Origin of the sequence: Streptomyces sp. NPDC058308 (assembly GCF_042880275.1) — a bacterium.
Lineage (GTDB): Bacteria > Actinomycetota > Actinomycetes > Streptomycetales > Streptomycetaceae > Streptomyces.
Genome location: NZ_JBHVZA010000006.1, coordinates 202,176 through 224,923, shown reverse-complemented (window position 1 = coordinate 224,923; position 22,748 = coordinate 202,176). Strand labels below are relative to the sequence as shown.

Sequence of the window (22,748 nt, the reverse complement as noted above, 5' to 3'; positions counted from 1 at the left end):
TCATGGGTTAATCAGTTGCACGCCCATGGGTCGGGTGTCGCAGGATTGGGGGCGACCTCGCCCAACCTGCCGACACCCGACTCCTCGAGAGACCGAGCGTGCTCATAAGACTCCTGCGGACGTACCTGCGTCCGTACCAGAAACCCATCGCCCTGCTGGTGCTGCTGCAGTTCCTGCAGACCTGCGCCGCGCTCTATCTGCCCAGCCTGAACGCCGACATCATTGACAACGGTGTCGTCGAGGGGGACACGGGCTACATCCTCAGCTTCGGCGCCATCATGATCGCCGTCACCGTCGTGCAGATGGTCTGCAACATCGGGGCCGTCTTCTACGGTGCGCGGACCGCCGCCGCCGTCGGCCGCGACGTCCGGGCCGCCGTCTTCGACCGTGTGCAGTCCTTCTCCGCACGCGAGGTGGGGCAGTTCGGCGCCCCGACCCTGATCACGCGGACCACCAACGACGTCCAGCAGGTGCAGACGCTGGTCCTGATGTCGTTCACGCTCATGGTGACCGCGCCCATCATGTGCGTCGGCGGCATCGTGATGGCGCTCGGCCTGGACGTGCCGCTCTCCGGCGTGCTGGTCGCCGTCGTGCCCGTGCTCGGCATCAGCGTGAGCCTGATCGTGCGGCGGCTGCGACCCCTGTTCCGCACGATGCAGGTGCGCCTCGACACCGTGAACCGGGTCCTTCGCGAGCAGATCACCGGCAACCGTGTCATCCGCGCCTTCGTCCGGGACGAGTACGAGAAGGAGCGCTTCCGGAAGGCCAACGCCGACCTGACCGACGTCTCGCTCAGCACCGGCAGGCTGCTCGCGCTGATGTTCCCGATCGTCATGACCGTCGTGAACATCTCCTCGATCGCGGTGGTGTGGTTCGGCGCGCACCGCATCGACAGCGGCGGCATGCAGATCGGCGCGCTCACCGCGTTCCTCGCCTATCTGATGCAGATCGTGATGTCCGTGATGATGGCCACCTTCATGTTCATGATGGTGCCGCGCGCGGAGGTCTGCGCCGAGCGCATCGAGGAGGTCCTGGACACCGACAGCAGCGTGGTGCCCCCGGCCGCCCCCGTGCGCGAGCTGCGCAGCCACGGCCACCTGGAGATACGGGACGCGGGCTTCCGCTACCCCGGCGCCGAGGAGCCCGTCCTCAAGTCCGTCCACCTGGTCGCCCGGCCCGGCGAGACGACCGCCGTGATCGGGTCGACCGGCAGCGGCAAGTCGACGCTGCTCAGCCTCGTACCGCGGCTGATCGACGCGACCGAGGGCGAGGTCCTGGTCGGCGGCGTGGACGTCGGCACCATCGAACCCGCGCTCCTCGCGAAGACCGTGAGCCTCGTACCGCAGAAGCCGTACCTGTTCGCCGGCACCGTGGCGAGCAACCTGCGCTACGGCAACCCCGACGCCACCGACGAGGAGCTCTGGCACGCGCTGGAGGTCGCCCAGGCCAAGGAGTTCGTCGAGGGCCTGGAGGAAGGCCTGGACGCACCCGTCGCGCAGGGCGGCACCAACGTCTCCGGCGGCCAGCGCCAGCGCCTCTCCATCGCGCGCACGCTCGTACAGCGCCCCGAGATCTACCTCTTCGACGACTCGTTCTCCGCGCTCGACTACTCAACCGACGCGGCGCTGCGGGCCGCGCTGGGCCGTGAGACCGCCGAGTCGACCGTCGTCATCGTCGCCCAGCGGGTGTCCACCATCCGGGACGCCGACCGCATCGTGGTCCTCGACGAGGGCCGCGTCGTGGGCACGGGCCGCCATCACGAGCTGATGGAGAGCAATGAGACCTACCGGGAGATCGTCCTCTCCCAGCTGACGGAAGCGGAGGCCGCGTAATGCCCCCTGGCATGGGTGGACCGATGATGGGCCCCGACTCCCGCTCGATGGACTTCAAGGGCTCGGGAAAGCGGCTCCTTACGCAGTTCAAGCCGGAGCGCGGCACGATGTACGCGCTGCTCCTGGCCACCGTCATGAGCGTCGCGCTCTCCGTGCTCGGCCCGAAGATCCTCGGCCGCGCCACCGACCTGCTCTTCGCGGGCATCGTCGGCCGTGACATGCCCGAGGGGACGACGAAGGAGCAGGCGCTCGACGGCCTGCGGGCCAAGGGCGAGGGCGGCATGGCCGACATGCTCTCCGGCGTCGACTTCACCCCCGGCAAGGGCATCGACTTCGGCGCGGTGGGCGAGGTCCTGCTGCTCGCGCTCGGCACGTTCCTGGTGGCGGGCCTGCTGATGGCCGTGGCGACCCGGCTTTCGAACCGCGCCATCAACAAGACCGTCTTCCGGATGCGCGGCGACGTCCAGGCGAAGCTGTCGCGGCTCCCGCTGTCGTACTTCGACAAGCGGCAGCGCGGCGAGGTGCTGAGCCGCGCCACCAACGACCTCGACAACATCAACCAGACGCTGACGCAGACGATGGGCCAGCTCATCAACTCGCTGCTGACGATCATCGGCGTGCTCGTGATGATGTTCTGGGTGTCGCCGCTGCTCGCGCTTGTGGCGCTGATCACCGTACCGCTGTCGTTCTTCGTGGCGACGAAGGTCGGCAAGCGGTCGCAGCCGCAGTTCGTGCAGCAGTGGAAGACCACCGGCGCGCTCAACGCCCACGTCGAGGAGATGTACACCGGGCACACCCTGGTGAAGGTGTTCGGCCGCCAGGAGGAGTCGGCCAAGGCGTTCGCCGAGCAGAACGAGCAGCTCTACGAGGCCGGGTTCAAGGCGCAGTTCAACAGCGGTGTCATGCAGCCGCTGATGTTCTTCATCTCGAACCTGAACTACGTGCTGGTCGCCGTGGTCGGCGGTCTGCGGGTGGCCTCCGGTTCGCTGTCCATCGGTGACGTGCAGGCCTTCATCCAGTACTCGCGGCAGTTCTCCATGCCGCTGACGCAGGTCGCCTCGATGGCGAACCTCGTGCAGTCGGGTGTGGCGTCGGCCGAGCGGGTCTTCGAGATCCTCGACGCCGACGAGCAGGAGGCCGACCCGGTCCCCGGCGAGCGGCCCGACCGGCTGCGCGGCCGGGTCGGGATGGAGCACGTCTCCTTCCGCTACGAGGCGGACAAGCCGCTCATCGAGGACCTGTCCCTCGTGGTGGAGCCCGGCCACACGGTCGCCATCGTCGGCCCGACCGGCGCCGGCAAGACGACGCTGGTCAACCTGCTGATGCGGTTCTACGAAGTCACCGGCGGGCGCATCACCCTGGACGGGGTCGACGTCGCCGGGATGTCGCGGGACGAACTGCGCTCCGGGATCGGCATGGTCCTCCAGGACACCTGGCTGTTCGGCGGCACCATCGCGGAGAACATCGCGTACGGCGCGTCGAAGGACGTCACGCGCGAGGAGATCGAGGAGGCGGCGCGCGCCGCCCACGCGGACCGCTTCGTGCGCACGCTCCCCGACGGGTACGACACCGTGATCGACGACGACGGCACGGGGGTGAGCGCGGGCGAGAAGCAGCTCATCACGATCGCGCGGGCGTTCCTCTCCGACCCGGTGATCCTGGTGCTCGATGAGGCGACGAGCTCCGTCGACACGCGTACGGAGGTCCTCATCCAGAAGGCGATGGCCCGCCTCGCGCACGGGCGGACTTCGTTCGTGATCGCGCACCGGCTGTCCACGATCCGTGACGCGGACACGATTCTGGTGATGGAGAACGGTGCGATCGTGGAGCAGGGCACGCATGACGCGCTGTTGGCCGCGGACGGGGCGTATGCGCGGCTGTACGCGGCTCAGTTCGCGCAGGCCGTGGCTGAAGTGGACTAGCGCCAAGCGCCGTTGGGGGCCGGGTGTTCTGCGTGTGCCGGTTCGATTCGGCTGAGCGCGCAACTTCCCGCGCCCCTTACGGGGCTCTCCCAGCCGTCAGTCCAAGTAGCCCCTCAGCTGGTCCGCGAAGGCGTGGTCCCGGAGTTTGTTGAGGGTCTTGGACTCGATCTGGCGGATGCGTTCGCGGGTCACGCCGAAGATCCGGCCGATCTCCTCCAGGGTGCGGGGCCTGCCGTCCGCGAGGCCGTAGCGGAGCTGGACGACCTTGCGCTCGCGCTCGCCGAGCGTGGAGAGGACGGCTTCCAGGTGCTCGCGGAGCAGCAGGAACGCCGCTGATTCCACGGGGCTCGTGGCGTCGCCGTCCTCGATGAGGTCGCCGAGCGCGACGTCGTCCTCCTCGCCGACGGGGGCGTGCAGCGAGACGGGCTCCTGCGCCAGGCGCAGCACCTCGCTGACGCGTTCGGGCGGGAGGTCCAGGTGGGCGGCGACCTCTTCGGGCGTGGGTTCGTACCCGCGCTCCTGGAGCATGCGGCGCTGGACGCGTACGACGCGGTTGATGAGCTCCACGACGTGCACGGGCACGCGGATCGTACGGGCCTGGTCCGCGAGGGCGCGGGACATGGCCTGGCGGATCCACCAGGTCGCGTACGTCGAGAACTTGTAGCCGCGGGCGTAGTCGAACTTCTCGACGGCCCTGATCAGCCCGAGGTTCCCCTCCTGGACCAGGTCGAGCATGGTGAGTCCGCGGCCCACGTACCGCTTGGCGACGGAGACGACCAGGCGGAGGTTGGCCTCGATGAGGCGGCGCTTGGCCATCCGGCCCAGGACCACCAACTTGTCGAGGTCAAGGGCGAGTTGGGAGTCCAGGTCGGGGGTGCTGCTCAGCTTCTCCTCGGCGAAGAGACCGGCCTCGACGGCACGGGCGAGCTCCACCTCCTCCGCCGCGGTGAGCAGCGGGATGCGCCCGATCTCGCGCAGGTACTGGCGGAACAGGTCGGACGAGGGGCCGCCGGCGTCGGCGCGGCTGCGGGGGGCGGGGAGGTCGAGGGTCTCCGGTTCCAGCGCCTCGGGGGGCTCGGGGGGCTCGGGGGCCTCAGGGGCCTCGGAGGGCTCGGGGACCTCGGGGGCTTCGGGGGCCTCAGGGGCCTCCTGTATGTCCTGCGCCTCCGGGTGCCGGCCGGCCCGGCCCTGCGGCGGGACCGACTCCAGGAGGTCCGCTTCCGCTTCCGCGCTAGCGGCGGTGTCGGTCTGGGTGAGGGTCTGGGTCTGCACGGGGGCGACCTCCAGGGTGATCGCAGCTGAGGCGTGCGGCAACGGGAGAGGGACGACGGCCTCGCCGCTGTCCGTCCCGGACACGATGTGTGGAACCGCGGGGGTGTCGGACCCGCTGTCTGCGGGTCGGCCGCGCTCCGAGGACTCAGGCACCGGAACCAGTGTGGGGTACGACACACGGCCGCCACGAGGGGCGTGCGGTGACTTTTTGAGTCCGGTCCGTGACCGCGTGGTTACCCGCCGGGTAACCCCTGGGCCCGGGTCGAACCCCGGAGAACCTCAGGGACTGTCTTCGGGGGCTGGCTCTGGGACCGCCCTCAGAGCGCGTCCGCGCCCCGCTCACGCAGCGCCTGGCCGTACTGCTGGAGGACCCACAACTCGCTCTGCACGGCGGCCAGGTGCTGCGGGTCGCCGCCCGCGCCGAGCCGGGCGAGGGTGCCCTGGACGTCGCGGATGCGGCGGTCGACGGCGCGCAGCCGGACCTGTACGAGCTGGATGCCCGCGTACATCTCGTCGACGGTCTTGCGCAGGATGGCTTCGACGGCGAGCTCGGTGACCATGGAGCGGACCGCGTCGTCGGGCGCGGCCTCGCGGACCCGGACGAGGTACTCCTGCGGGTCCTGCGCGCCGTACTCCGCGCCGCCCGCCTCCTCGATGGCGCGGCGCACCGCCGCGTAGGGCGGGGCGGTGAACTCGTCCAGGCCGTACGCGTCGAAGGCCGGGGAGACCAAGTGCGGGTACTGCAGGGCGAGTTTGAGCAGTTCGCGCTCGGTGCGGTGCGCGGGGCTGCGGAGGTTCAGCGCGGGGCCGCTGAAGCCCTGCGGGGCCGCCTCGTACGCCGACGAGGAGCGCTGGGGGGCGGGGGCGGGGCCCCGGCCGCCGCGGTCGCGGGCCCAGCGCGCCAGCTGGGCGACGCGCTTGACGACGAACTGCGTGTCGAGGATGCCGAGCATGCCGGCGAGCTGGACGGCGACCTCGTGCTGCGCGCCGCTGTTCTTGATGCGGGCGACCACGGGGGCGGCCTCGTCCAGGGCGGCGGCGCGGCCCGCGGGGGTCTCCAGGTCGTAGCGCGAGACGATCTGGCGCAGCGCGAACTCGAAGAGCGGCGTACGCGGTTCGACCAGGTCGGCGACGGCTCCGTCACCCTTGGCCAGGCGCAGGTCGCAGGGGTCCATGCCGTCGGGGGCGATCGCGATGTACGTCTCGGCGGCGAACTTCTGGTCGTCCTCGAAGGCGCGCAGGGCGGCCTTCTGGCCGGCCGCGTCCCCGTCGAAGGTGAAGATCACCCGGGCCGAGCCGTTGTCCATCAGGAGGCGCCGGAGGATCTTGATGTGGTCGCCGCCGAACGCGGTGCCGCAGGTCGCGATGGCGGTGGTGATGCCCGCGAGGTGGCAGGCCATCACGTCGGTGTAGCCCTCGACGACGACGGCGCGGCTGGACTTGGCGATCTCCTTCTTGGCGAGGTCGATGCCGTACAGGACCTGGGACTTCTTGTAGATCGCCGTCTCCGGCGTGTTCAGGTACTTCGGGCCGTTGTCGTCGTCGCGGAGCTTGCGGGCGCCGAAGCCGACCACGTCGCCGCCGACGTCGCGGATCGGCCACATCAGGCGGCCGCGGAAGCGGTCGATGGGGCCGCGGCGGCCCTCCTGGGAGATGCCGGAGAGGGTCAGCTCCTTGTCGGTGAAGCCCTTGCCGCGCAGATAGCGGGTGAGATGGTCCCAGCCCGCGGGGCTGTAGCCCACGCCGAAGTGCGCGGCCGCGGCCTGGTCGAAGCCGCGCTCGGCGAGGAACTTCCGGCCGATCTCGGCCTCGGGGCTCTCCAGCTGGTCCACGTAGAACTGCGCGGCGATCTTGTGGGCCTCGACGAGGCGGATGCGCTCACCGCGCTGGTGCGCGGGGTTGTACCCGCCCTCTTCGTAGCGCAGCGTGATGCCCGCCTGGGCGGCGAGGCGCTCGACCGTCTCCGAGAAGGTGAGGTGGTCGATCTTCATCACGAAGGCGATCGTGTCGCCGCCTTCCTGGCAGCCGAAGCAGTGGAAGAGACCCTTGCTCGGGCTGACCTGGAAGGACGGGGACTTCTCGTCGTGGAAGGGGCACAGGCCCTTGAGGTTTCCGCCCCCCGCGTTACGCAGCTGGAGGTAGTCGGAGACCACGGCGTCGATCGGGACCGCGTCCCGAACCGCCTTCACGTCTTCGTCATTGATCCTGCCTGCCACGTAGGAATACTACGGCTCGCCTGTGACACTCCTGCCCGGCCGGTCACGTCAGGAGCGACGCCAAGGGGGTCGACGGGTCCGCGAGGGCGTCGGGGTCGGGGCGTGTGCCCTGCCGGATCAGCTCCTGGATCGGCTCCGTGACGTCCCACACATTCACGTTCATGCCCGCGAGGACCTGCCCCTCGCGCAGCCAGAAGGCGATGAATTCGCGCTTGCCCGTGTCGCCGCGGACCACCACTTGGTCGTACGTGCCCGGGGGCGCCCAGCCCGAGTACTCCAGGCCCACGTCGTACTGGTCGGAGAAGAAGTAGGGCACGCGGTCGTAACGGACGTCCTGGCCGAGCATCGCGCGGGCGGCCGCGGGGCCGCCGTTGAGGGCGTTGGCCCAGTGCTCCACGCGGAGCCTGGTGCCGAAGAGCTCGTGGCGGACGGCGGCCACGTCGCCCGCCGCGTAGATGTCGGGGTCCGAGGTGCGCAGGGACGCGTCGACGGCGATGCCGCCGCCGTCCGCGCGGTCGGCGAGCTCAAGGCCCGCGGACTCGGCGAGGGCCGAACGGGGGGCCGCGCCGATCGCCGCGAGCACGTCGTGCGCCGGGTGCTCCTCGCCGTCGTCCGTGCGGGCGGCGAGGACCATGCCGTCCTGGCCGGTGATCTCGGTGAGCCGCGCGCCGAAGTGGAAGCGGACGCCGTGCTCGGCGTGCAGGTCGGCGAACATCTGGCCGACCTCGGGGCCGAGGACGGCGTGCAGCGGGGTCGGCTCGGGCTCGACGACGGTGACCTCCGCGCCGTACTCCCGGGCGGCCGCCGCGATCTCCAGGCCGATCCATCCGGCGCCCGCGATCACCAGGTGACCGTTGTCCCTGCCGAGCGAGGCAAGGACGTGGCGCAGCCGGTCGGCGTGCGCGAGACGGCGCAGGTGGTGGACGCCCGCGAGGCCGGTGCCGGGGACGTCGAGGCGGCGGGGCTCCGCGCCGGTGACGAGCAGGAGCTTGTCGTAGCGGATGGCGGCGCCGTCGCCCAGGCGCACGGCCTTGGCGGCGCGGTCGATGGCGACGACGGGCTGGCCCAGGTGCAGTTCGACGTCGGCCTGCGCGTACCACCCCGGTTCGTGGACGAAGACGCTGTCCCGCTCCTCCTTGCCCAGCAGATAGCCCTTGGACAGCGGCGGGCGCTCGTAGGGGTGGTCACGCTCGTCGCCGATGAGGATCACCCGGCCGGTGAATCCCTCGGAACGGAGTGTCTCGGCCGCCTTGGCGCCGGCCAGACCTCCTCCGACGATGACGAACGTCTGATCCGCGTCGACCACTTGATGCCTCCTTGCCCGGGGTACCGGGGATGTCCCCCGGAAGAACACAGACTTGCTGATCGGCCTTGCCGCCACAGGGAGCGTCCCGCACGCAGCGTGATGGGGGAAGGGGGCGTGGCCCCAACTGGCCACAATCCGTCACGCCCTGTGGTCACTTCATGGTCATTTACCGTCGTTTCACTGGGGTCTCGCCGTCATCCGCGTGTGCAGGGCGCGGGCCGCCGCGTCCGTGAGCGACGCGATCTGGTCCACCACGACGCGCTGGGCGGCCCGGTCGTCCTGCGCCGCGTCGTACAGGGCGCGGAACTGCGGGTCGAGTCCGTCGGGGGCACGCGCGGTGAGCGCCTCGGCGAGCTCGGCGACGACGATGCGCTGGTCCGCGCGGAGCCGCTCCTGGGCGGGGCGCTGCATCACGTAGCGGTCGGCGACGGCCTTGAGCACCGCGCATTCGTGGCGTGCCGTGCGCGGGACGACGAGTTCGGCCGCGTACCGCGTGAGAGGTCCCGTGCCGTACCGCGCGCGGGTGGCGGTCTCCGCGGCCTGGCAGAAGCGGCCGATGAGCTGGCTGGTGGCGTCCTTCAACCGGGCCTGGCTGACGGCCGATCCTTCGTATCCGTGGGGCCACCACTCCTGGTCGAGGAGGCGGTCCAGCGCTTGGGCGAGCTCTTCGGAGTCGGTGTCCGAAGGGACGTAGCGCCCGATCGCCACGGCGTAGATGTCCTGTCGCTCGGGCTCGGCGTGCAGCACTTTCGGATCGATGTGACCGGCGTGCAGGCCGTCCTCGAAGTCGTGGACCGAGTACGCGACGTCGTCGGACCAGTCCATGACCTGCGCCTCGAAGCAGGTGCGCTGCCCCGGGGCCTCCTTGCGGACCCAGTCGAAGACCGGCCGGTCGTCTTCGTAGACACCGAATTTGGGGGACGCCGGGTCGGTGGGGTGCCCGCCGAGCGGCCAGGGGTACTTGGTGGCGGCGTCCAGGGCGGCCCGCGTCAGGTTCAGCCCGACGCTGACCAGTTCGCCGCTGTCCTCGGAGCGGATGAAGCGCTTCGGCTCGATGCGGGCGAGCAGCCGCAGCGACTGGGCATTGCCCTCGAAGCCGCCGCATTGCGCCGCCACTTCGTTCAGCGCCTGCTCGCCGTTGTGCCCGAAGGGCGGGTGGCCCAGGTCGTGGGAGAGGCAGGCCGTCTCCACCAGGTCGGGGTCGCAGCCGAGGGCGGCGCCCAGCTCACGGCCCACCTGGGCGCACTCCAGAGAATGCGTCAAGCGGGTGCGGGCGCTGGCGTCCCATGCCTGGCTCCTGGTGCCGGGCGTGACGACCTGGGTCTTGCCGGCGAGACGGCGCAGCGCCGCGGAGTGCAGGACGCGCGCGCGGTCGCGCTGGAAGGCCGTGCGCCCCGGCCTCTTGTCAGGCTCGGTGGCCCACCGCTCGACGGCTGTCTCGTCGTAGGCGCTGTAGGCCTCGTATCGCGCGTTCGGTGCTGTGCCTTCCATGCACCGACAGTAGACGCAAGCAGTGACAAACAGGGATCTGGCCCCGCCTGATCCGGCCTCCTTCAGACGCTGGTGAGGCGGTGCCGCCGGGCGGGTGCGGGTGCGGCGTGCGCCGGGTCGGCGCGTGCCTGGTCGTAACGGTGCAGGACGAGCCGGGCGAGGGCCGCGTGCGGTCCGAGCGGCGCCGCGGCGAGCCAGGGGGCGGCGGCCGCGCTCTGGGTCGCGAAGCGGCCCGGCGCGGTGAAGTACCCGGCGACGGCGGTGTGCGTCCGCCCGTCCGCGGCCAGGGCTTCGAGCGCTTGCGGCACCGTACGGGGGCAGGCCGCGGTGGGCGCGGCGTAGGCGGGGACGACGGGGACGCCCAGGCGCTCGGCGAGCAGTCCGGCGGCGGTCTCCGTGTCGGCGGCCGACTCCGGGTCACGGGAGCCCGCGGCGGCGAGGACCACCGCGTGCCGTCGGCGCGCGCCGACGCCCAGGGGCCGCGCGGGCCAGCCCGCCTCGACGAGCCTGGCGTGCAGCGCCTCGGCGAGCAGTGGGTGCGGGCCGAGGGGGGCGGCGACGCGGGTGCCGAGGCCGGGGACGCGGGCGGCGGCCGCCGGTATGTCGCGCTTGACGTGCTGGCCGCGGCTGAGGAGCAGCGGCACGAGGACGGCTTGGCCGCGGTCGTGCGCGGCGGGGGTGTCGAGGGCACTGAGGGTGTCGAGGGCGCTGAGGGTGTCGGCGAGCAGTGGTTCGTTCAGCTCGATGTGGCCCAGGCGGACGGCGAGCCCGGGCCGTTGCTCACGGACCCGCTCGGCGAGGGCCTTGACGGTGGAGAGGGCGCGCGGGTCACGGCTGCCGTGGGTGACCAGGACGAGGGTGGGGCGGGGGTCGGGACGCGGCTCGGGGTGGGCCGCCGGACGGCGCCGGCCGTCGGGCGTGACGAGCCTGAGCTGGGTGCCGAGCCGGCTGGTGATGTGGTCCATGAGCTGCGCCGTACTGTCGAGGTGAGTGCTGCCGGACACTGGGTGAAGAGAGTTCGACGGCGTCATGGACCGAGGATGTCGGGGGCATGTTGCCGGGGCGTTGCGCGGCGGTGACGGCTGTTTTCCCCGTGCTCACGGCGGGCGGCGGGGCGCTGTCAGGGAGGTCCCGGAGGCGGGGGCCGGGGGTGGATCTCCGGGTTGTTTAGGGGGCAGGAGCCGCCGCCGTCGCCGCCGGAGGAGCTTACGGTTGTGGCAGAGATCGGATCGGGGAGATCCGGCGGGCACGGGGCACGGGGGCGGAACACGGATGGAACGACGTGAGGAAGGGCCCGGGGAAGGGTCTGGGAAAGAGCCTGGGGAAGGTTCTGGGGAACGGCCGGGGTGGACGCGGCGTCTGCGGCTGCGGCTGCGGCTGCGGCTGCGGCTGCGGAGACCGGACCGGCTGCGGAGACCGGACGGACTGCGGAGACCTGCGTGGCTCCGTCTGCCGCGCACGCGGAAGGAGCAGCGGCGGACCGTGCAGGCGGTGATGGCGCTGTGCGTGCTCGCGCTACTGCCCGCGACCTGGCTGTTCGTGACGACGGACGGCAAGGTGGGCACGGTCGCGGACGCACCGCGTGCCCGCGTCGCCGTGGTCTTCGGGGCCGGTCTGTGGAAGGGCGAGCCGTCGCCGTATCTGGCGCACCGGCTCGACGCGGCGGCCGAGTTGTACCGCAAGGGGCGAATAGAGGTCGTGCTCGTCACGGGCGACAACAGCCGCGAGGAGTACGACGAGCCGGACGCGATGCGCGCCTACCTGAAGAAGCACGGCGTGCCGGAGCGCCGGATCGTGAGCGACTACGCCGGGTTCGACACGTGGGACTCCTGCGTCCGCGCCAAGAAGATCTTCGGCGTGGACCGGGCGGTGCTGATCAGCCAGGGCTTCCACATACGCAGGGCGGTCGCGCTGTGCGACGCGGCGGGCGTCTCGTCGTACGGGGTCGGGGTGGACGCGGTGCACGACACGACCTGGTACTACGGCGGCGCACGGGAGGTCTTCGCGGCAGGCAAGGCAGCACTCGACGCCACACTCGAACCCGACCCCCACTTCCTGGGCCCCCAAGAGCCAGGCATAAAACAAGCCTTGACCACCCCCCGCTAACCAGGGGGACGCCCCCAAAGGGGCGCGGGGAACCACGCGCCCAGCCACCCACAACCCGCAGCACGAGCCGAGACAGCACCCCCACAGGGGCGCGGGGAACTGCGCAACCAGCCACCAACAACCCGCACCCGACAACCACACCGACCAGTCACACCCACCCACGCCGCAGAGCAACCAAGATCCGCCTCACAGGCCGCCCAGGCCCCCGCTGAGGTCCGCTTACCGCGCGCGTAACGCGACCAAGCCAAGGCACGTAACACGCACGGCAGACCCTGAACGACATGCACTCCTCGGCAACACCGGCGCCCCCGACGACGACGCCCTCGGCCCCAGCCCGGGCCGCCCAGGCCGCCCACGCCGCTCCGGCCGCCCAGGCCGAGGTGACGCCCACCCACTGTCCGTACTGCGCACTGCAGTGCGGAATGGGCCTGACGACGGCCCCCGGCGGCGACGTGGAGGTCGTGGAACGCGCCGGGTTCCCCGTCAACAAGGGAGCCCTGTGCGGCAAGGGCCGCACCGCCCCCGCCGTGCTCTCCTCACGAGTGCGGCTCACCGAGCCACTCGTCCGGTCCCACGCCACGGGCAGGCTCACACCGGCCACCTGGGAGGAGGCGCTCGACCGGATAGCCGACGCACTGATCCGCACACGCACGGAGCACGGCGCGGACGCGTGCGGAGTGTTCGGAGGAGGTGGCCTGACCAACGAGAAGGCGTACACGCTGGGCAAGTTCGCGAGGGTGGCGCTCGGCACGTCGCAGATCGACTACAACGGACGGTTCTGCATGTCGTCGGCCGCGGCCGCCGGACAGCGGGCGTTCGGCCTTGACCGGGGACTGCCGTTCCCGCTGGAGGACATCCCGCGCACCGGGTGCGTGATCCTCGTCGGGTCGAACCTCGCCGAGACGATGCCGCCCGCCCTGCGCTACCTCACGGAACTGCGGGCGAACGGCGGCACGCTGATCGTCGTCGACCCCCGCAGGACCCGGACCGCCGAACAGGCCGACCTGCACCTGGCCCCCCGCCCCGGCACGGATCTCGCCCTGGCGCTGGGCCTGCTGCACCTGGTCGTGGCGGAGGGCCGGACGGACGACGCGTACATCGAGGAGCGGACGAGCGGATGGGAGGAGGCACGGGCGGCGGCGATGTCGCACTGGCCCGAGCACGTCGAGCGGATCACCGGCGTGGCGGTGCCTCAACTGCGCGATGCCGTACGTCTTTTCTGCGACGTCGAGAACGCGATGGTACTCACCGCGCGCGGCCCCGAGCAGCAGGCCAAGGGCACGGACACCGTCGGGGCGTGGATCAATCTGTGTCTCGCCACGGGCCGCGCGGGGCGGCCGGTGTCCGGGTACGGCTGCCTGACGGGGCAGGGCAACGGTCAGGGTGGGCGCGAACACGGCCAGAAGGCAGACCAGTTGCCCGGTTACCGCAAGCTGACCGATCCGGCGGCGCGGGCGCATGTCGCGGGCGTGTGGGGCGTGGACCCCGACTCCCTGCCGGGCCCCGGCAGGTCGGCGTACGAACTGCTCGACGCGCTGGGCGGGGACATCAAGACGCTGCTCCTGATGGGCTCCAACCCGGTTGTCTCGGCGCCGCGGGCCGCGCATGTGGAGGAGCGGCTGCGGTCGCTGGACTTCCTCACGGTGGCGGACGTGGTGCTGTCCGAGACGGCGCAACTGGCGGACGTGGTGCTGCCGGTGACGCAGTGGGCCGAGGAGACGGGGACGGTGACGAACCTGGAGGGGCGGGTGTTGCTGCGGCGGCAGGCCGTGTCCGCGCCGGTGGGGGTGCGCAGCGACCTCGACGTGCTGCATGGGCTCGCGGCGCGGCTCGGGCACGGGAAGGGCTTCCCCACCGAACCGGAGGAGGTCTTCGAGGAGTTGCGCCGGGCGAGCGCGGGCGGCCCCGCGGACTACTCGGGGATCAGCTACGAGCGGCTGAGGGAGGACGACGGGAAGGGAGTGTTCTGGCCGTGCCCCGCCGACGCCAGCGCCGAGGTCGAGGACGAGGGCGACGTCGAGGTCGATGCGCAGAACGACGTGGAAGGCGGCGGGGAGAGCCGCGAGGAGGGCGGAGGCAAGAGCACGGGCGGGGGGCCGCATCCCGGTACGCCTCGGTTGTTCCTCGACCGGTTCGCCACCGAGGACGGACGGGCACGGTTCGTGCCGGTGGTGCACCGGGCCGCGGCGGAGGAGCCGGACGCGGAGTATCCCGTACTGCTGACCACGGGGCGGGTGCTCGCGCAGTACCAGTCCGGGGCCCAGACGCGGCGCGTCGACGAGCTCAACTCGGCTGCTCCGGGGCCCTTCGTGGAGCTGCATCCGCGGCTCGCCGCGCGTCTGGGGGTCGGGGAGGACGATCCGGTCGCCATCGTCTCGCGGCGCGGCCGCGCGGTGGCTCCGGCGCGGGTCACGTCGGCGATCCGCGCCGACACGGTCTTCATGCCCTTCCACTGGCCGGGCGAGGGCCGGGCCAACACCCTGACGCATCCGGCGCTGGACCCCGTGTCGCGGATGCCGGAGTTCAAGGTGTGTGCGGTGCGGCTGGAGAGGGTGGAGCGGCCGTAGGGGGTGGGAGCGGCCGCCGGGTGGCGGGCCCGGGCCGGGGTGGTGGCCGGGCCCGCCGGTCGGGCGGAGGGGGCGCAGATCAGCAGAGGCGGCCGGTGTACCAGGCGCCGCTCACATCCGAGGACGAGCCGATCCAGGTCACGCCGGGGCCCACGCACCGCTCGCTGTTGGGGCCCCAGTCGTCGATCTCGATCACGATGTGCGAACCGTCGCTCGTGCAGTGGTTGTAGTACGCGTCGCTGGCAGTCGCGAAGTATCCGCAGGGGTCCTTGACGGCCGCCGGCTCGGCGGCGGCCGAGGACGCGAGGGACATACCGAAGCCGATGGCCAGGGCGCCGACGAGGGCAGGCAGAGAACGGCGAACTCGCATAGGGCGACTCCTCTATGGGATAGGGGACAGGGTGCTTACGCACCGCCTCGCACACCTAGGGGTGCACACGGAGAGCTTCGCGTTGCTCACTATCGGTAGTCGCGCGAAGTAGCCCGCACGAGTGGTTCGGATCATCAGATCGAGTGCGCGGGCGTTTGAGCTGCGGATTTACGCTTCTGGGGCGGTAGTTGGCCGGTGGGACGTGAGTCATCTACCGAGCCGGTGCGACGCCCAGTCCCCTCCCCCGATGACCGTTCCCGAGGCCCGCAGTCCGGCCGCGAGCCGCGGGGCGGCGACGTACACCCAGGCCCGGACGGCCGTCCCGTCCGGGCGGACGACGTCGCGCGCGACCCGCTCGTACAGGTTGCGGGGGTCACCCGGGACGTACTCCTCCAGGAGGTCCAGGGCGACGAGGAGCCGGTCGTGGGCGGCGGGCAGGGCCGTCACCAGTTCCCCGCGCACCGGGCCCGCACCGGAGGCCTCGACGGCGTACGGATAGCCGGGGCCGTCGTAGAGGACCGCGCCCGGCAGCAGGGCCGGTTCCTCCGCCGCGGTCCGGCCGTGCAGGTACGCGGCGTGGTTGGGCTCTCCCGGGCGCAGCGTGCCGTACACGAAGAACGGCAGCCGGGCCGCGCCGTGTCCGGTCGTCAGCCGGCGGTCTCCCGTTCCACCCATTCCGCGGTCGGCACGGTCGGCAGGGTCGACACGGCCAGTATCCGCACCTTCTCCGGTTCGCCGTCCATCTCTCTCCGGCTCGTCGTCCATCTCCGGCTCGTCGTCCATACGCCGATTGTGCCTGCGCCGGAGCGAGGCTCGGGAGCATCCAGGGGCGTGTGCCCATGCCGAAGGTCCCGAACACCGCGCTTGCGTCGCCTTTAGGCGCAGTTGTTACACAACCTCCCGATTTCCGTGATGGACGGTTCCTACCTTCGAGAGCGGTGGCCGGTCCTCTGCCGAATCCCCAGCGCAGTCCCTGGGCCGGCCACCACCAGCGCCCCTCACGTGACGGTCAGCCACTCCATGAACCCGATTCTCCGCCGCCCTGCCCTCCTGGGCGCCGCCCCCTTCGCCGCCCTGGCAGCCCTCGCGCTCCCCGGGTGCGCCGGTCCGACCGGTCTCGGGCCGGGCGAGAGCGCGCCTTCCGTATCGGTGCAGCCCCACCCCGAGGCGGTCTGGCCGGCGTGGTCGGGCTCGTCCCCGCGGTCACCCGGCGCCGAGGCGTCCACCCGCCAGCCGCCGCCGCGGCCGCTGAAGGGCCTGCCGACGGTCGGTTCCCAAGGGCTGGCCTCGTTGGATGTCCACGCGGTCCTGCGGGCCGATCCGCGCACGAAGCCACTGGCCGGGCGCGGCATGATCGACCGGCCCGGACGGGCCGGCCTGCGGCCGCCGATGTTCGTGGACCTGACCGGCGACAAGAAGCCCGAGATGCTCGTGGCCGCCGACACGGAGAGCGGCCGGTCGCTCCTGGCCGTCTACACCGAGCGCGACGGCAAGGTCTATCCGATCCTGTTCACCTCCGGCAGGAACCTGAGCGTGGAGACGATCGGCCCCGACCTGCTGGTGCGCACGCCGTGTTCGGAGGGCGGCGAGCAGGCCGTGCGCTTCCACTGGGACGGCGCGCGGATGTCCACGGTCAGCGACATCAAGAACTACCGGAAGCCGCCCAAGCCGACCGTCACGACCGAGCCCTCCGAGGCGGCGGGGCAGCCGTCCCCACCCGCCGTGTCCACGCCCCCCTCCCGGGGAGGTCCTTGATGCCGCGCGGCGCCGGGGCCGGGGCCGGGCGCGGAGCCGTGGCCTGCGTTCGCGCCGTGCTCAACAGCCTCGGGCTGCGCTGGAAGATCGCCGCGCTGCTCGCCGCGGGCTGCGCCGTGGTCGCCGTGGCCATCGGCCTGCTCATCCACCACGCCCGGCTCGACCAGGTCACCACGAGCGCCCGGTCCGGGGCCGTGGCGCAACTCGTCCGGATCCGCCAGCTGTACGAGCTCTCGGGCCAGGTCGACCAGGACGACGGCACGGACGCCGCCCTCGACGACCCCCGGCTGCCCGCACCGCTGCGGAAGGCCGCGCTGGCCGGGCAGCGCACCACCTACCTCGACATGGCGGCGGACGAGCCGTGTGTCTGGGCGGCCCGGCCGGTCGGCGACAGCCCGCGTCACGTCCTGTCCGTCCGCGAGTCACTGCGCGAACGGGCCGACGAGATGGCCGAGTTCGACCGGCAGCTGATCATCTCGGGTGCCGTCGTCGTCGGTCTCGCCGCGCTCGGCGGCGCGGGCCTGTCCAGCAGGCTCAGCCGCGAACTGCGCACCGCCGCGGCCATCGCGCGCCGCATCAGCCAGGGCGACCTGGACGCCCGTATCGACCACCCGCGCCCGTCCGTCGGGCGGCACGGCAGGAACGAGGTCGCCGAACTGGCCACCGCCGTCGACACGATGGCCGCTTCCCTGCAGCAGCGCCTGGAGGCCGAGCAGCGCTTCACGGCGGACGTCGCGCACGAGCTGCGCACCCCGTTGACCGGGCTGCACACGGCGGCCGAGCTCCTGCCGCCGAGCCGTCCGACCGAGCTCGTACGCGACCGTGTCCGCGCCCTGCGCACCCTCACGGAGGACCTGCTCGAAGTGGCCCGCCTCGACGCGGAGGTGGAGAAGCCGGACCTGTCGGTGCTTGCGCTGGGGCAGCTCGTCGCGGACATCGCGCGGAAGTCGGACGCCGCGTACGCGCCGGTGGTCACCGCGGGTGAGACGTACGTACGGACCGACGCGCGGCGTCTTGAGCGGATCCTCACCAACCTCGTCGCCAACGCCCACAAGCACGGCGGCGCGCCGGTCGACGTGCGCGTCGACGGTGCGCGGGTCACGGTCCGCGACCACGGGCCCGGGTTCCCCGAGCACCTGCTCGCGGACGGCCCGCAGCGTTTCCGGACCGGCGCGCGGGAGCGCGGTCAGGGCACCGGCCTCGGCCTGACCATCGCGCTCGGCCAGGCCCAGGTGATCGGCGCCCGGGTGGAGCTCGCCAACGCGGCGGACGGCGGGGCGGTGGCGGTGGTGCGGCTGCCGAAGGCCTGACCGGGCGCCGGGGCGCGCGGCCGAACGGATGCCTGGCCGGACGCCGGGCCGCGCGGCCGAACGGATGCCTGACAGGGCAGTCCCGTAAGGGAGTTGTGCGGGTTGAATCCTGGTTCAGGTCAGGGCCTGCGGTGACTACGCTGGCGGCATGACCCCCCGCCTCGCCCCGAAAGCCAAGGAAATCACCATCGGCGAGCTCGCCGAGCGCAGCGGAGTCGCCCCCTCCGCCCTGCGGTTCTACGAAAGCGAAGGGCTCGTCACCTCCCGTCGCACCGCGGGCAATCAGCGCCGCTACCGCCGCGACACCCTGCGCCGCGTCGCCTTCATCCGCACCTCGCAGCAGCTCGGCATGCCGCTCGCCGCGATCCGTGAGGTGCTCTCCCTGCTGCCCGAGGACCGCACGCCGAACCGCGCGGACTGGGCCAGGATCTCCGCATGCTGGCGCGAGGACCTCGACACCCGCATACGCACCCTCCAGCGGCTGCGCGACAACCTCACGGACTGCATCGGCTGCGGCTGCCTCTCGCTCTCCAAATGCGCGCTGTCCAACACGTGGGACGCGCTGGGCGCCCGCGGCCCGGGCCCGCGCCGCCTGGTGGAGCAGCAGATCCCGTGCACCACCGGAAGCTGCGGATCCGCCACGGAGAAGCAGGAGGAAGGCGTCTCGTAGCGTGTCCGCATGACAATCTCCGCACTGATCGAGCGCATCGAGATCGACGGCAGTCCCGCCACCGCCGAGGCCCTGCTGTGGCCGGCCCTCGTCCAGACGGGGCACTTCACCGCGATGCAGGTCAGGGGCGGCAAGGTGCGCGGCCTCGACCGCCATCTGGCCCGGCTCGACGCGGCCACGCGGGAGCTCTTCGGGCACGCGCTCGACGGGGAACACGTGCGCGACCTGGTCCGGCACATCCTGCGCGACGACATCACGGAGGCGTCCGTACGGGTCTACGTCCACGCCCCCGAGGGGGAGCCGTCCCTCATGGTCACCGTCCGGCCGCCCATGGAGCTGCCCGCCACGATGGAGGGGCGCGCCCAGTCGCTGCGGTCGGTGCCGTACCAGCGGCCCTTCGCCCACATCAAGCACCTGGGCGGCTTCGCGCAGGCCCGCCACGCCGACCTCGCGCGGCGCGCGGGCTTCGACGAGGCGCTGCTCACCGGACCGGACGGCGCGGTCAGCGAGGGCGCCGTCACGAACGTCGCCTTCTTCGACGGCCGTGAGGTGGTCTGGCCCGACGCGCCGCACCTGTCCGGCATCACGATGCAGCTGGTCGAGGCGGCCCTGCCCGCCGCCGGGCTGCCGACCCGGCACGCCCCGGTCACCCTCGACGGCCTCCCCTCGTACGCGGCGGCCTTCGTCACCAACGCCTGGGGGGTCCGGCCCGTGCGGCGGATCGACGACATCGCGTACGGGATCGACGAGCGGCTGATGGCGACGGTGGCCGGGGCCTACGAGGCGGTTCCGTGGGCCACGGTCTGAGCCCGGAGGGGCTCGGCTCCGGGTTCGGGTCCGGGTTCGGAGGGGGCTCGGGTCCGGGTTCGGAGGGGGCTCGGGTCCGGGTTCGGAGGGGGCTCGGGTCTGAGCCCGGAGGGGGCTCGGGGCCGGGCCCGGAAGGGGCTCGGGGCCGGGCCCGGAAGGGGCTCGTCCGGCGGGTGGGGTCACCCATTCACCGGCGCCGCGCGCTCCCTTCGGACACTTTCCCCCGATACGCCGGTGACCTGCTGTAACGCACTCCTCACGGCGTCAGGAGAGGCCCGTACGCGGCCTTTCTGATGCCTCATCAGGAGGCGTGCGGCGCCGAGTGCCACTTACCTCGGTAGAGCGGGGTTCGACCGACGCAGCGGCACTTGGGGGTGCCGCGGGCCGTGCTCGCGCGAAGGCCCTCGGAGGAACGAGCACATGCGCAAGTCCCGCCTGCTGACCGGTACCGCCCTCGCCGTGGCGGTGGGCGCCCTGGCCCTCCCCGCCGCCTCCGCCGCCCCCGGCCCGCCCGCCGGGGACCTGCAGATCCAGCCGGCCACCGTCACCCCCGGCACCACCGTCACCGTGCACACCACCGCCTGCGGCCCCGGCGGGACCGCGACGGGCGACGCGAGCGCGGTGGGCGCGGGCCGGTTCACGCTGGCGCCCGGCGCGCACGCGGAGAACGGCGGCGAGGCCACGGCCGGCCGGTTCGAGGTGCCGCCCTCCGCGCAGCCAGGCACGTACGAGATCGTCGCGAAGTGCTCCGGGTCCGGTGGCTCCGGAGTGAAGGACAAGCAGGTCGCGGGCGACCTCATGGTCACCATCACCTCCACGGCGGCCGCCGGCGAGCTGCCGCAGCGACATCCGAGGGGACACGTGAAGACGGGGGTCGGCGGCGCACTCGGTCCCGACCCCGTGCAGACCGCGGCGGGAGTGGCGGCCCTGGCCGTCGCCGCCGCGGGCGGTACCTGGCTCCTGCACCGCCGGGCGAGAGGCGACAGGATCTAGCCGGACACCCTCCGCTGTCCACCGGTACCGCCGCCCCTTGCCCTCTCCCTGCCCGTGTCCCCTCGCGGGCGGGAGGGGGGCGAGGGACCGGCCCGCCCGACCCCGAGGGGGACGCCGTATGCGCCGTACACGCCGTGCACCCCAGTCCCGTACGGGAGCCCGTACGGGAACCCGGGCAGGGTCCCGCGCCCGCAGGAGGACCGGCAACGCCGTCATAGGCACCGTCACCGCCGTGGCGCTGTGCACCGGGGCGTGGCTGCTGAGCAACGGCGCCGCGTCGCACCCGCCGCCGCAGCCCTCCGCCGACCAGGCCGCGTCGGCCGGGCCCGGCACCCGCCACCACGCCCCCGCGGCCCCCCGCGACCTCGGCGCCGCCCCGCTCCCGCCGTCCCCGCCCGACCGCGTGCGGATCCCCGCGATCGGCGTCGACACGCCCCTGATGGGGCTCGGCCTGACCCGGCAGGGCAGCCTCGACGTGCCGCCCCTCGACCGGAAGAACCTGGCGGGCTGGTACGAGGCGGGCACCACGCCCGGCGAGCGCGGCACCGCCATCGTGGCCGGGCACGTCGACAACAAGGAGGGCCCCGCCGTCTTCTACGAGCTGGGCGCGCTGCAGAAGGGCCGCACGATCGAGGTCGAGCGCAGGGACGGCAGCGTGGCCGTCTTCACGGTGGACGCGAACGAGGTGTACGACGCCGCGGACTTCCCCGACGAGAAGGTGTACGGCGCCGCGTCCCGGCCGGAGCTGCGGGTCATCACCTGCGGGGGGAAGTACTCGAAGCAGACCGGATATCAGGGCAACGTGGTGGTCTTCGCGCACCTGACCTCGGTGCGCTGAGCCCTCCCCCGCTGACGCCGACGCGCGTGCCTCACGCCAGCCACTGCTCGTACGCCATCTTCACCACGAGCGCGAAGACCGTGGTCAGCAGGACGACCCGGACGAAGCCGCTGCCCTTCTTCAGCGCCGTGCGCGCGCCGAACATGCCGCCTGCGAGGTTGAAGACGGCCATGAGCCCGGCCAGCTGCCACAGGACCGCGCCCTGCCAGGCGAACATCGCGAGGGCACCCGCGTTGGTGCAGCAGTTGACGATCTTCGCGGTGGCGGAGGCGGTGACGAGGTCGAGGTGGAGCACGGCGGTCAGGGCGAGCACGAGGAAGGTGCCGGTGCCCGGACCGATGAGGCCGTCGTAGAAGCCGATGCCGAGGCCCGCGAGGCCGATCGCGGCGAGGATCCGCTTCGGGGAGGCGGGGCCCGTGGCGGGCGCGGTGCCGAAGGCGGGCCGCAGGATCACGAAGGCGGCGACGGCGAGCAGCACCACCATGATCACGGGCTTCAGCACCTCGGTGCTCATGCCGGCCGCGAAGAAGGCGCCGCCCATCGACCCGGCGAGCGCGGCGAGGCCGATCCGTACCGCGGTCGGCACGTCGACGGGGGTCTTCCTGACGTACGTGACGGCGGCGCCCGTCGTCCCGACGATCGCGACGGCCTTGTTCGTGCCGAGGGCGTGCGCGGCCGGGGTGCCGCCCGGCAGCCCGAGCAGCAGCGCGGGGAGCAGCAGCAGTCCGCCGCCGCCGACCACCGCGTCGATCCAGCCGGCCGCGAGGGCGGCGAGACAGAGGACGACGACCGCGGTCAGGGATATGTCAGGCATGATCGCGACCTTAGGTTCGGGATGATCACGCCGTCCACGAAATCGTGGAGAGTTGAGCGTCTTCTGAGGTGACGAGCCCGTGGCCGTTAGCTTGGGGGCAGCGGGTCGGGGTCGGCGGGACGGGGTCGGCGGGTCGGGCCGCCGGCTGGAGAGCCCGTGTCATGTCTTCGGCCGGATCATGGCGCGTCTTCGGCCGGATCATGGCGCGGCCCGCGGCGCGGGGACGCCCACCGGCGCGCGGTCGGGGGCCGGTGGCGCCGCAGGGTCGACGGCGAGGGCGAGCGCCGTGGCGACGAGCGCGCTCGCGCCCGCGAGGCCCGCGGCGAGCCTGCGGCGGGCCTGGAGGGTGGGGCCCGGGGCGGGGGCGGCGGGTTTGCGGTGGCGTCCCATGGACCGGGTGACCAGCTTTCTCGGGCTCGAAGGGGCGGGGCGAGTGGCTCGGGGACGGCAGGGCGAGTGGCTCGGGGACGGCAGGGCGA

The 22,748-nt window shown here is 72.4% G+C and carries 19 protein-coding genes; 10 read left to right on the top strand and 9 right to left on the bottom strand.

All coding sequences use genetic code 11. The features are described 5' to 3' along the window. Nucleotides 1–98: 98 nt before the first annotated feature. The gene (locus ACFVYL_RS11395; RefSeq protein WP_389714633.1) at nucleotides 99–1,832 is read left to right on the top strand and encodes an ABC transporter ATP-binding protein; all 1,734 of its coding nucleotides are present in this window, start codon (nucleotides 99–101) and stop codon (nucleotides 1,830–1,832) included. An 11-nt stretch (nucleotides 1,833–1,843) separates the two neighbouring features. Further along, nucleotides 1,844–3,754, top strand: coding sequence for an ABC transporter ATP-binding protein (locus ACFVYL_RS11390; protein ID WP_389714632.1), 1,911 nt, complete (start codon nucleotides 1,844–1,846; stop codon nucleotides 3,752–3,754). Nucleotides 3,755–3,850: 96 nt separating this feature from the next. Here ACFVYL_RS11390 and ACFVYL_RS11385 read toward each other — a convergent pair whose 3' ends face one another. The 5 genes from ACFVYL_RS11385 to ACFVYL_RS11365 all read right to left on the bottom strand — a co-directional run bounded on the left by ACFVYL_RS11385 (nucleotide 3,851) and on the right by ACFVYL_RS11365 (nucleotide 11,070). After that, the gene (locus ACFVYL_RS11385) at nucleotides 3,851–5,179 is read right to left on the bottom strand and encodes an RNA polymerase sigma factor (RefSeq protein WP_389714630.1); all 1,329 of its coding nucleotides are present in this window, start codon (nucleotides 5,177–5,179) and stop codon (nucleotides 3,851–3,853) included. Nucleotides 5,180–5,343: 164 nt separating this feature from the next. Continuing rightward, on the bottom strand, nucleotides 5,344–7,242 hold the full coding sequence (gene dnaG, locus ACFVYL_RS11380) for a DNA primase (RefSeq protein ID WP_389714629.1): 1,899 nt from the start codon (nucleotides 7,240–7,242) through the stop codon (nucleotides 5,344–5,346). 43 nt (nucleotides 7,243–7,285) lie between these two features. Beyond that, nucleotides 7,286–8,548, bottom strand: a complete 1,263-nt coding sequence (locus ACFVYL_RS11375) for an NAD(P)/FAD-dependent oxidoreductase (RefSeq protein WP_389714628.1) — start codon at nucleotides 8,546–8,548, stop codon at nucleotides 7,286–7,288. Between the two features lie 177 nt (nucleotides 8,549–8,725). Further along, nucleotides 8,726–10,039, bottom strand: a complete 1,314-nt coding sequence (locus ACFVYL_RS11370; protein ID WP_389714627.1) for a deoxyguanosinetriphosphate triphosphohydrolase — start codon at nucleotides 10,037–10,039, stop codon at nucleotides 8,726–8,728. A 62-nt stretch (nucleotides 10,040–10,101) separates the two neighbouring features. Beyond that, nucleotides 10,102–11,070, bottom strand: a complete 969-nt coding sequence (locus tag ACFVYL_RS11365; protein ID WP_389714626.1) for a sirohydrochlorin chelatase — start codon at nucleotides 11,068–11,070, stop codon at nucleotides 10,102–10,104. Nucleotides 11,071–11,428: 358 nt separating this feature from the next. Here ACFVYL_RS11365 and ACFVYL_RS11360 point away from each other — a divergent pair, with 358 nt between their 5' ends. Together ACFVYL_RS11360 and ACFVYL_RS11355 are read left to right on the top strand one after the other, a co-directional pair. Then, nucleotides 11,429–12,145: a vancomycin high temperature exclusion protein gene (locus tag ACFVYL_RS11360; protein ID WP_389714709.1), complete on the top strand. Its 717-nt coding sequence runs from the start codon at nucleotides 11,429–11,431 to the stop codon at nucleotides 12,143–12,145. Nucleotides 12,146–12,567: 422 nt separating this feature from the next. After that, nucleotides 12,568–14,712: a molybdopterin oxidoreductase family protein gene (locus ACFVYL_RS11355; RefSeq protein WP_389714707.1), complete on the top strand. Its 2,145-nt coding sequence runs from the start codon at nucleotides 12,568–12,570 to the stop codon at nucleotides 14,710–14,712. A gap of 79 nt (nucleotides 14,713–14,791) precedes the next feature. Here ACFVYL_RS11355 and ACFVYL_RS11350 read toward each other — a convergent pair whose 3' ends face one another. Continuing rightward, nucleotides 14,792–15,082 (bottom strand): DUF6355 family natural product biosynthesis protein, encoded by a 291-nt coding sequence (locus ACFVYL_RS11350; protein ID WP_389714625.1) that lies wholly within the window; start codon nucleotides 15,080–15,082, stop codon nucleotides 14,792–14,794. A gap of 207 nt (nucleotides 15,083–15,289) precedes the next feature. Next, the gene (locus tag ACFVYL_RS11345; RefSeq protein WP_389714623.1) at nucleotides 15,290–15,757 is read right to left on the bottom strand and encodes a gamma-glutamylcyclotransferase family protein; all 468 of its coding nucleotides are present in this window, start codon (nucleotides 15,755–15,757) and stop codon (nucleotides 15,290–15,292) included. 345 nt (nucleotides 15,758–16,102) lie between these two features. Between ACFVYL_RS11345 and ACFVYL_RS11340 the strand changes: the two genes are divergently transcribed. The 6 genes from ACFVYL_RS11340 (at nucleotide 16,103) to ACFVYL_RS11315 (ending at nucleotide 21,455) form a co-directional block, all read left to right on the top strand. Beyond that, a complete protein-coding gene (locus ACFVYL_RS11340; RefSeq protein WP_389714622.1) occupies nucleotides 16,103–16,837 on the top strand; it encodes a hypothetical protein in 735 nt (244 codons plus the stop codon). A gap of 56 nt (nucleotides 16,838–16,893) precedes the next feature. Beyond that, nucleotides 16,894–18,147: an ATP-binding protein gene (locus tag ACFVYL_RS11335; RefSeq protein WP_389714621.1), complete on the top strand. Its 1,254-nt coding sequence runs from the start codon at nucleotides 16,894–16,896 to the stop codon at nucleotides 18,145–18,147. 148 nt (nucleotides 18,148–18,295) lie between these two features. Continuing rightward, nucleotides 18,296–18,817: a redox-sensitive transcriptional activator SoxR gene (gene soxR / locus ACFVYL_RS11330; protein WP_389714620.1), complete on the top strand. Its 522-nt coding sequence runs from the start codon at nucleotides 18,296–18,298 to the stop codon at nucleotides 18,815–18,817. A 9-nt stretch (nucleotides 18,818–18,826) separates the two neighbouring features. Beyond that, nucleotides 18,827–19,624, top strand: a complete 798-nt coding sequence (locus tag ACFVYL_RS11325) for an aminotransferase class IV (protein ID WP_389714618.1) — start codon at nucleotides 18,827–18,829, stop codon at nucleotides 19,622–19,624. Nucleotides 19,625–20,044: 420 nt separating this feature from the next. Continuing rightward, nucleotides 20,045–20,617 carry a hypothetical protein gene (locus tag ACFVYL_RS11320; RefSeq protein ID WP_389714617.1) on the top strand — a complete coding sequence of 191 codons (573 nt, stop codon included), beginning with the start codon at nucleotides 20,045–20,047 and terminating at the stop codon, nucleotides 20,615–20,617. A gap of 118 nt (nucleotides 20,618–20,735) precedes the next feature. Then, nucleotides 20,736–21,455: a class F sortase gene (locus ACFVYL_RS11315; RefSeq protein WP_389714615.1), complete on the top strand. Its 720-nt coding sequence runs from the start codon at nucleotides 20,736–20,738 to the stop codon at nucleotides 21,453–21,455. A 31-nt stretch (nucleotides 21,456–21,486) separates the two neighbouring features. Here ACFVYL_RS11315 and ACFVYL_RS11310 read toward each other — a convergent pair whose 3' ends face one another. Together ACFVYL_RS11310 and ACFVYL_RS11305 are read right to left on the bottom strand one after the other, a co-directional pair. Next, nucleotides 21,487–22,269 carry a sulfite exporter TauE/SafE family protein gene (locus ACFVYL_RS11310; RefSeq protein WP_389714613.1) on the bottom strand — a complete coding sequence of 261 codons (783 nt, stop codon included), beginning with the start codon at nucleotides 22,267–22,269 and terminating at the stop codon, nucleotides 21,487–21,489. Nucleotides 22,270–22,467: 198 nt separating this feature from the next. After that, nucleotides 22,468–22,659: a hypothetical protein gene (locus ACFVYL_RS11305; protein WP_389714612.1), complete on the bottom strand. Its 192-nt coding sequence runs from the start codon at nucleotides 22,657–22,659 to the stop codon at nucleotides 22,468–22,470. Nucleotides 22,660–22,748 lie beyond the last annotated feature (89 nt).

Coding starts and splice junctions, on each gene's coding strand:
- ACFVYL_RS11350 (WP_389714625.1), bottom strand. CDS start 15,082: ATGCGAGTTCGCCGTTCTCTGCCTGCCCTCGTCGGCGCCCTGGCCATC.
- ACFVYL_RS11315 (WP_389714615.1), top strand. CDS start 20,736: ATGCGCCGTACACGCCGTGCACCCCAGTCCCGTACGGGAGCCCGTACG.
- ACFVYL_RS11370 (WP_389714627.1), bottom strand. CDS start 10,039: ATGGAAGGCACAGCACCGAACGCGCGATACGAGGCCTACAGCGCCTAC.
- ACFVYL_RS11325 (WP_389714618.1), top strand. CDS start 18,827: ATGACAATCTCCGCACTGATCGAGCGCATCGAGATCGACGGCAGTCCC.
- ACFVYL_RS11310 (WP_389714613.1), bottom strand. CDS start 22,269: ATGCCTGACATATCCCTGACCGCGGTCGTCGTCCTCTGTCTCGCCGCC.
- ACFVYL_RS11340 (WP_389714622.1), top strand. CDS start 16,103: ATGAACCCGATTCTCCGCCGCCCTGCCCTCCTGGGCGCCGCCCCCTTC.
- soxR (WP_389714620.1), top strand. CDS start 18,296: ATGACCCCCCGCCTCGCCCCGAAAGCCAAGGAAATCACCATCGGCGAG.
- ACFVYL_RS11320 (WP_389714617.1), top strand. CDS start 20,045: ATGCGCAAGTCCCGCCTGCTGACCGGTACCGCCCTCGCCGTGGCGGTG.
- ACFVYL_RS11390 (WP_389714632.1), top strand. CDS start 1,844: ATGGGTGGACCGATGATGGGCCCCGACTCCCGCTCGATGGACTTCAAG.
- ACFVYL_RS11345 (WP_389714623.1), bottom strand. CDS start 15,757: ATGGGTGGAACGGGAGACCGCCGGCTGACGACCGGACACGGCGCGGCC.
- ACFVYL_RS11305 (WP_389714612.1), bottom strand. CDS start 22,659: ATGGGACGCCACCGCAAACCCGCCGCCCCCGCCCCGGGCCCCACCCTC.
- ACFVYL_RS11365 (WP_389714626.1), bottom strand. CDS start 11,070: ATGACGCCGTCGAACTCTCTTCACCCAGTGTCCGGCAGCACTCACCTC.
- ACFVYL_RS11355 (WP_389714707.1), top strand. CDS start 12,568: ATGGGCCTGACGACGGCCCCCGGCGGCGACGTGGAGGTCGTGGAACGC.